The following is an 8959-nucleotide window of genomic DNA, read 5'->3' on the forward strand; positions in this document are numbered from 1 at the left end:
TGGGGACGAAAGGGTAGTTGTGCCGAACGATGCAGAATCTTACCTTGTTTGATCCTGCGGGGCGTTACTACAGGTTGATATTTCTGGGTTGAGGTTCTCGACCTGTGGGACTTACTCGCCCCGGGTCTTCTTGATGATTTCGTCGGCAACGGCCCGAGGAACCTCGGCGTAGCTGTCGAACTGCATCGAGTACACCGCGCGGCCCTGAGTCTTGGAACGCAGGTCGCCGATGTATCCGAACATCTCTGACAACGGTACTTGAGCGCGAACAACCTTGACACCCGTCGCATCTTCCATCGACTGGATCATGCCACGGCGGGAGTTCAGGTCGCCAATCACGTCACCCATGTACTCCTCGGGTGTACGTACCTCGACCGCCATCACCGGCTCGAGGAGAACCGGGTCTGCCCGCTTGATGCCCTCTTTGAGGACCATCGAGCCAGCAATCTTGAACGCCATCTCGGACGAGTCAACGTCGTGGTATGCACCATCGAGCAGCGTTGCCTTGACACCGACGAGCGGGAAGCCCGCCAGCACACCTTGTTCCATCGCCGACTGGATACCGGCGTCCACGCTCGGGATGTACTCACGCGGAATGCGACCACCGGTGACGGCGTTCTTGAATTCGTAGATCTCGCCCTCGGACATGTCGAGCGGCTCGAAGGTCACCTGGACCTTTGCGAACTGTCCTGAGCCACCGGTCTGCTTCTTGTGCGTGTAGTCGATCTTCTCCGCCGCGCGGCGGATCGTCTCGCGGTACGCAACCTGCGGCTTGCCGACGTTTGCCTCGACCTTGAACTCGCGACGCATGCGGTCCACGAGGATGTCGAGGTGGAGTTCGCCCATGCCGCCGATAACGGTCTGCCCGGTCTCCTCGTCAAGCTTCACGCGGAATGTCGGGTCCTCCTCGGCGAGCTTTTGGATCGCGGTCGACAGCTTCTCCTGGTCGGCCTTGGTCTTCGGCTCGATGGCCACGTCGATGACGGGCTCGGGGAAGGTCATCGACTCGAGGATCACGGGGTTAGCCACGTCGCTCAGGGTGTCACCGGTGGTGACGTCCTTCAGACCGATGAACGCGTAGATGTGACCAGCGGATGCTTCCTGGACCGGGTTCTCCTTGTTGGAGTGCATCTGGAAGAGCTTTCCGATGCGCTCCTTCTTGCCCTTGGTCGAGTTGAGCACCTGGGCGCCCTGTTCGACCTTGCCCGAGTAGACGCGGACGTAGGTGAGCTTGCCGAAGAACGGGTGCGTCGCGACCTTGAACGCCAGAGCCGAGAAAGGCTCGCTGGCGTCCGGGTGGCGTTCGACGATCTTCTCCTCGTCCTTGACGTCGTGTCCCTCAATGGCGGGCACGTCAAGCGGCGACGGGAGGTAGGCGATCACGGCGTCGAGCATGGGCTGGACGCCCTTGTTCTTGAACGCCGAACCACACAGGACCGGGAATGCCTCGCCGGCGACGGTGAGCTTGCGGATGCCCGCCTTGATCTCGTCGATCGACAGCTCTTCGCCACCGAGGTACTTCTCGAGGAGTTCCTCGTCGGCCTCGGCAACGGCCTCGATGAGGTCATTGCGGTACTGCTCAGCCTTGTCTACGAGGTCCGCGGGAATCTCTTCGGTTGCGTATTCTTCGCCGAGCTTCGTCTCGCCGCGCCACACCAGAGCCTTACGCTCGATGAGGTCGACGACGCCGATGAAGTCGTTCTCAGCGCCGATGGGCAGCTGGATGACGAGCGGCTTCGCCTTGAGGCGGTTGATGATCGTGTCGACCGTGAAGTAGAAGTCCGCGCCCAGCTTGTCCATCTTGTTGACGAAGCAGATACGCGGAACGTTGTACTTGTCCGCCTGACGCCAAACGGTCTCGGACTGCGGCTCGACACCTTCCTTGCCGTCGAACACCGCGACAGCGCCGTCGAGCACGCGGAGCGAGCGCTCCACCTCGACGGTGAAGTCGACGTGCCCGGGGGTGTCGATGATGTTGATCTGGTTGTTCTTCCAGTAGCAGGTCGTCGCGGCCGACGTGATCGTGATGCCGCGCTCCTGCTCCTGCTCCATCCAGTCCATCGTCGAGGCACCGTCGTGCGTCTCACCGATCTTGTAGTTCACACCCGTGTAGAACAGGATGCGCTCGGTTGTAGTCGTCTTGCCTGCATCGATGTGCGCCATGATGCCGATGTTGCGGACCTTGTTCAGGTCTGTCAGCACTTCGAGTGCCACGTAAGTTACCTCGCCTATTCGCTGGAGGGTCTTCTAGAGGATGCGGGTGGTTGGCCCCGGCGGACCGGGGCGGGCGGAATCACCAGCGGTAGTGCGCGAAGGCCCGGTTGGACTCGGCCATCTTGTGCATGTCTTCGCGACGCTTCACCGCGGCACCGAGGCCGTTGGATGCGTCGAGAATCTCGTTCTGCAGGCGCTCGGTCATCGTCTTCTCGCGGCGAGCGCGGGAAAAGTCGGTCAGCCAGCGCAGTGCGAGAGTCGTCGCACGGGCGGGGCGGACCTCGACCGGAACCTGGTAGGTGGCGCCACCGACGCGGCGGGAGCGGACCTCGAGCGCGGGGCGCACGTTGTCGAGCGCGCGCTTGAGCACGGCGACGGGGTCCTGCTGGGTCTTCTCGCGGACGCCCTCGAGGGCGCCGTAAACGATCGCCTCGGCGGTCGTCTTCTTTCCGTCGAGCAGAACCTTGTTGATCAACTGCGTCACAACGGGCGAGCCGTAGACGGGGTCGATGATTACGGGCCGCTTGGGGGCCGGTCCCTTACGAGGCATCAGCTCTTCTCCTTCTTGGCGCCGTAACGGCTACGTGCCTGCTTGCGACCCTTCACGCCCTGCGTGTCGAGCGCGCCGCGCACGATCTTGTAGCGAACACCGGGGAGGTCCTTCACACGACCACCGCGGACGAGCACGATCGAGTGCTCCTGCAGGTTGTGGCCGACGCCGGGGATGTAGGCGGTGACCTCAATGCCCGAGGAGAGCTTGACACGCGCAACCTTGCGAAGTGCCGAGTTCGGCTTCTTCGGGGTGGTGGTGTACACGCGGGTGCAAACGCCACGGCGCTGCGGGGATCCCTTGAGGGCGGGAGTCTTCGACTTCCCCACCTTCGAAGTCCGTCCCTTACGGACGAGTTGCTGAATAGTTGGCACTACTTCTCCGTTTGTTCGAGCCAGTCATTGTTAACGGGCTTTCGTGGTTGTCACTGCATTGGCTGGGCCCACGGGGCGGACCCAAACTCTCGGGTCGAACTGGGCGCACCAGCGCGCCGCAGCCCAAGAGCTGCATTACGCCACGTACCACCGGCTCGATGGCCGGGCAGGTTGCCAAGAAGGCGGTTTGCCCGGTGTGTGTCTGGTTCGACCCGCTGCTAAGACTTCACCTCGTGGAGGCCGGCGCACGGCTGGGCCGGCACTGTATCTCTAGCTTTTCCTCGGCACAGAGTCGCACACCTAGGGGTGCGACACGCATACGCGCACGGAAAATGGGCCTGTCTAACAGGCACGGTTGACTACTCTATCACCGCCGCGCCGGTATTCCAATAGGCCAATAGGCAGGTTGCATCAGCCGCCTGGCGCGAATTGATGCCTGTTGCGTACAGACGCAGCGACAGTGGCGTAGACCATCCCCACGACCCATATCGCAAGCGTCAGAACGATAAAGTTGCACACTGTAGGAAAGTCTTAGCGTCTGCGACCTGACACCCGTGCTTAGGGTCACGCATGGAAACGCGCCTCAGACGCAGAAGTCACGCTATCGCCTGTCCCAGCTGGGACGATGTTGAGGTTGGGTGTCCCAGTTCCGGCTATCATGGAGAGCTCGTGGCGCTTCGCCATGGATGTCCTCCTCTGGCGTCGGCGCCAACGTGGCCTGCTGCTGTTCCCAGACATGACGGCGTTCCCGCTCTCGCCGTCGCTGCCAGCGCCATACCAACGCGATATAGGCGACCGTGATGAACCCGCGTAGGACAAATCGAGCCGCATCTTGGCTCTGCTCTCCGTTCGGGGCTGAGGCCCCCACGAAGAGATAGACCCAATGCGCAGCGAGCGCGCAGCCCACCAGCGTGTAGACGAGTGTTTCAATCCACGTGCGCACATGCCCCTCCTGTTTCTCCCACCGCTGCCAGAGTACGCGGTGGCGGGGCGACGGCCAAGGGCCGGCCGCACCAGGAAAACCCAGCACGACCGGCCCCAGCCGTCAGGACTCAGTGGAGACTCAGTTGAAGTCGCCGAAGTCGATCTCATCCAGCGGGATCGACTCGCCGGTGCCCAGACCGAAGTCGGTCAGCTGGGCGTCCGTGTCGTAGCCGAAGCTCGGGAAGAGCTCGTCCTTCGCGGCCTCGGTCGGCTCGACCGTGACCTGGTGGTAGCGCGGCAGGCCGGTACCAGCGGGGATGAGCTTACCGAGGATGACGTTCTCCTTGAGACCGAGCAGCGGGTCGCGACGGCCCGACATGGCAGCCTCGGTGAGCACGCGGGTGGTCTCCTGGAAGGAGGCCGCCGACAGCCACGAGTCCGTCGCGAGCGACGCCTTCGTGATACCCATCAGCTCCGGACGGCCGGAGGCCGGACGCCCGCCCTCGGCGATCGTCTTGCGGTTGGCATCCTCGAACCGGCCACGCTCGGCCAGTTCACCCGGAAGCAGGTTCGTGTCGCCCGAGTCGAGCACCGTGATGCGGCGAAGCATCTGGCGCACGATGACCTCTATGTGCTTGTCGTGGATGTCCACGCCCTGAGAACGGTAGACCTCCTGGACCTCGTCCACCAGGTGCTTCTGCGTCAGAGCGGCACCGAGAATACGCAGGACCTCCTTGGGGTCGCGCGCACCCTGAACCAGTTGGGTACCCGGCTCGATCGTCTCGCCGTCGGAGATGAGCAGGCGAGCACGCTTCGAGACCTGGTAGGTGATCTGCTCCGAGCCGTCGTTCGGGGTGAGGATGATCTTGCGAGACCGATCCTCGTCCTCGATCGTCACGCGGCCAGCGAACTCGGCGATCGGCGCGACACCCTTCGGGGTACGGGCCTCGAAGAGCTCGGTCACACGCGGAAGACCCTGCGTGATGTCATCCGCCGAGGCGACACCACCCGTGTGGAACGTACGCATGGTCAGCTGCGTACCGGGCTCACCGATCGACTGCGCCGCGATGATACCGACGGCCTCACCGATGTCGACGAGCTTTCCAGTGGCGAGCGAACGGCCGTAGCACTTGGCGCAGGTGCCGACGCGCGACTCGCAGGTGAGTACCGAGCGCACCTTGAGGGTCTCGACGCCAGCGGCGATCAGCTTGTCGATGAGCACGTCGCCGACATCCTCACCACCGCGGCCGATGACCTCGCCGTCGATCTCGACGTCGGTGGCCAGCGTGCGCGAGTAGATCGAGGTCTCGACCTTGTCGTGACGCAGGTGGCTGCCCGCTCCATCGGAGATGGCGACCGGCAGCGTCAGACCACGGTGGGTACCGCAGTCCTCCTCGCGGATGATGACATCCTGCGAGACGTCCACCAGACGACGCGTCAGGTATCCCGAGTCGGCGGTACGAAGCGCCGTGTCGGCAAGACCCTTACGCGCACCGTGGGTCGCGATGAAGTACTCGAGGACCGACAGTCCCTCGCGGTAGTTCGACTTGATCGGACGAGGGATGATGTCACCCTTCGGGTTCGCCACAAGACCGCGCATACCGGCGATCTGACGCACCTGCATCCAGTTACCACGAGCACCCGAACCGACCATGCGGTACACGGTGTTGTACTGCGGGAAGTTCTTCTGCATCGCCTCGGCGACCTCGTCGGTCGCCTGGGTCCAGATGTCGATGAGCTCCTGGCGGCGCTCGTCATCCGTGATCAGACCGGTGTCGTACTGCTCCTGAACCGTCAGCGCACGCGCCTCAGCGGCCTCCAGGATCTCGGCCTTGTTCGCAGGCGTCGCGACGTCGGAGATCGCGATGGTCACACCCGAACGGGTCGACCAGCGGAATCCGGCGTCCTTCAGCGCGTCGAGCGAAGCCGCGACGAGAACCTTCGGGTAACGCTCAGCGAGGTCATTGACGATCCCCGAGAGCTTCTTCTTGTCCACCACGGCGTTGATGTACGGGTAGTCGACAGGCAGCAACTCGTTGAAGAGGGCTCGTCCAAGGGTCGTCTCGAAGGCGCGCTCCGCGGACCAGTCCTCCGGCAGGGGGGCCGGCGGCACGAAGTCCGCCGAAAAGCGGATGCGAACCGGCGCGTTGAGGTGCAACGATCCCTGGTCGAACGCCATGATCGCTTCGCTCACCGACGAGAAGGCACGCCCCGCACCCACCGAGTCCTCGCGCAGCGAGGTCATGTGGTACAGACCGATGACCATGTCCTGCGAGGGCATCGTCACCGGGCGGCCGTCCGACGGCTTGAGGATGTTGTTGCTCGACAGCATGAGGATGCGGGCCTCGGCCTGCGCCTCAGCGCTCAGCGGCAGGTGAACCGCCATCTGGTCGCCGTCGAAGTCGGCGTTGAACGCGCCACACACGAGCGGGTGCAGGTGGATGGCCTTGCCCTCGACGAGCTGCGGCTCGAACGCCTGGATACCCAGGCGGTGCAGGGTCGGCGCACGGTTCAGTAGCACCGGGTGCTCGGCGATGACCTCTTCGAGCACGTCCCAGACCTCGGGGCGAGCACGGTCGACCATGCGCTTGGCGCCCTTGATGTTCTGGGCGTGGTTCAGGTCCACGAGGCGCTTCATCACGAACGGCTTGAAGAGCTCGAGTGCCATCTGCTTGGGCAGGCCGCACTGGTGCAGCTTCAGCTTCGGGCCGACGACGATCACGGAACGACCCGAGTAGTCGACGCGCTTTCCGAGCAGGTTCTGGCGGAAACGCCCCTGCTTGCCCTTGAGCATGTCGGAGATCGACTTCAGCGGGCGGTTACCCGGTCCGGTGACCGGGCGGCCACGGCGGCCGTTGTCGAACAGCGAGTCGACGGCCTCCTGAAGCATGCGCTTCTCGTTGTTGACGATGATCTCCGGCGCACCGAGGTCGAGCAGGCGCTTGAGTCGGTTGTTGCGGTTGATCACGCGACGGTAGAGGTCGTTCAGGTCCGAGGTGGCGAAGCGGCCACCGTCGAGCTGAACCATCGGGCGCAGGTCCGGCGGGATGACCGGCACGGCGTCCAGCACCATCGAGGTCGGCGAGTTGTCCGTCGAGAGGAACGCGTTGACGACCTTGAGGCGCTTCAGCGCACGAGTCTTGCGCTGTCCCTTGCCGGTCGAGATGATCTCGCGCAGCGAGTCAGCCTCGGCAGCGAGGTCCAGGGACTGCAGGCGCTTCTGGATCGCCGCGGCGCCCATCGAGCCCTCGAAGTAGTCCCCGTAGCGGTCGCGCAGCGAGCGGTAGAGCGCCTCGTCGCCCTCGAGGTCGGAAACCTTGAGGTTCTTGAAGCGGTCCCAGACCTTCTCGACGCGCTCGATCTCCTGATCCGCGCGCTTGCGGATCTGGGCCATCTCGCGCTCCGCCGAGTCGCGCACCTTGCGGCGCACATCGGCCTTCGCACCCTCGGCCTCGAGCGCGGCCAGGTCCTGCTCCAGCTTCGTGGCGCGGGTGTCGATGTCACCGTCGCGACGCTGGGCGATCTCCTTGAGCTCGATGTCGATGCCGTTCTGGAGGTTCGGCAGGTCCTCGGCGCGGGCGGTCTCATCCACGTCGGTGATCATGTAGGCCGCGAAGTAGATGACCTTCTCGAGGTCCTTCGGGGCGAGGTCCAGCAGGTAGCCCAGCCGGGAGGGCACACCCTTGAAGAACCAGATGTGGGTGACGGGCGCGGCGAGCTCGATGTGGCCCATGCGCTCACGGCGAACCTTGGAGCGCGTGACCTTGACACCACAGCGCTCACACGTGATGCCCTTGAAGCGCACGCGCTTGTACTTGCCGCAGTAGCATTCCCAGTCGCGGGTCGGACCGAAGATCCGCTCGCAGAACAGCCCATCCTTCTCGGGCTTCAGCGTGCGGTAGTTGATCGTCTCGGGCTTCTTGACCTCACCGTGAGACCAGGCGCGGATGTCATCGGCGTCGGCGAGGCCGATACGCAGCTCGTCGAAGATGTTGACGTCGAGCAAGATGTCCTACTTCCTAATTGTCGCCAGCAGCAGGGCTGGCAAATATGGAAAACCTTGAGTGGTGGTGTGGCGGCGGCGCCGGGGCGCAATGCCCGTGGCCGCCGCCACACGCACGTCAGATCTCGTCGATGCTGTTCGCGGCGTTCGGGCGACGCGACAGGTCGATTCCAAGTTCCTCCGCGGCGCGGTAACCGTCGTCGTCGTCGGACTCCTTCATCTCGATGATGCCGCCGTCGATCGAGAGCACCTCCACGTTCAGGCACAGCGACTGCATTTCCTTCAGCAGCACCTTGAACGACTCGGGAATTCCCGAGTCCGGGATGTTCTCACCCTTGACGATCGCCTCGTAGACCTTCACTCGACCAGGGACGTCGTCCGACTTGATCGTGAGGAGCTCCTGGAGGGTGTAGGCCGCACCGTATGCCTCGAGCGCCCACACTTCCATCTCACCGAAGCGCTGGCCACCGAACTGGGCCTTACCGCCGAGTGGCTGCTGGGTGATCATCGAGTACGGGCCGGTCGAACGCGCGTGGATCTTGTCGTCCACCAGGTGGTGCAGCTTCAGGATGTACATGTAGCCGACCGCCACCGGGTCCGGGAACGGCTCGCCGGAGCGACCGTCGAACAGGCGGGCCTTGCCGTCCGGGCCGACGAGGCGCTGACCATCGCGGTTCGGCAGCGTGTTGGCGAGCAGGCCCGTCAGGACGTCCTCTTCCACGCCGTCGAACACCGGAGTCGCAACGCGGCTGCCGGGCTCCGCCTGGCGAGCGTGTGCGGGAATCTTTTTGAGCCATTCGTTGGCCGATTCCTTGAGTCCCGTCACGTCCCAGCCCTGCGAGGCGATCCAGCCCAAGTGGACCTCAAGCACCTGGCCGACGTTCATTCGTCCCG

Annotated in this window: 5 protein-coding genes; all 5 read right to left on the minus strand. The window is 63.9% G+C overall.

All coding sequences use genetic code 11. From position 1 onward, the window contains the following. Window positions 1–111: 111 nt before the first annotated feature. On the minus strand, window positions 112–2214 hold the full coding sequence (gene fusA / locus FB461_RS08035; RefSeq protein ID WP_142120559.1) for an elongation factor G: 2103 nt from the start codon (window positions 2212–2214) through the stop codon (window positions 112–114). Between the two features lie 79 nt (window positions 2215–2293). Further along, window positions 2294–2764 (minus strand): 30S ribosomal protein S7, encoded by a 471-nt coding sequence (gene rpsG, locus FB461_RS08040; protein WP_142120561.1) that lies wholly within the window; start codon window positions 2762–2764, stop codon window positions 2294–2296. Next, window positions 2764–3138: a 30S ribosomal protein S12 gene (rpsL, locus tag FB461_RS08045; protein WP_142112749.1), complete on the minus strand. Its 375-nt coding sequence runs from the start codon at window positions 3136–3138 to the stop codon at window positions 2764–2766. Before rpsL ends, rpsG begins: the two co-directional genes overlap by 1 nt. 1063 nt (window positions 3139–4201) lie before the next feature. Next, complete coding sequence (locus FB461_RS08050) at window positions 4202–8068, minus strand: DNA-directed RNA polymerase subunit beta' (protein WP_142120563.1); 3867 nt, start codon at window positions 8066–8068, stop codon at window positions 4202–4204. A gap of 115 nt (window positions 8069–8183) precedes the next feature. Further along, window positions 8184–8959: DNA-directed RNA polymerase subunit beta (locus FB461_RS08055; RefSeq protein WP_484335623.1), on the minus strand; the 776-nt coding region annotated here is incomplete at its 5' end.

The organism is Rarobacter faecitabidus (assembly GCF_006716265.1).
GTDB lineage: Bacteria > Actinomycetota > Actinomycetes > Actinomycetales > Cellulomonadaceae > Rarobacter > Rarobacter faecitabidus.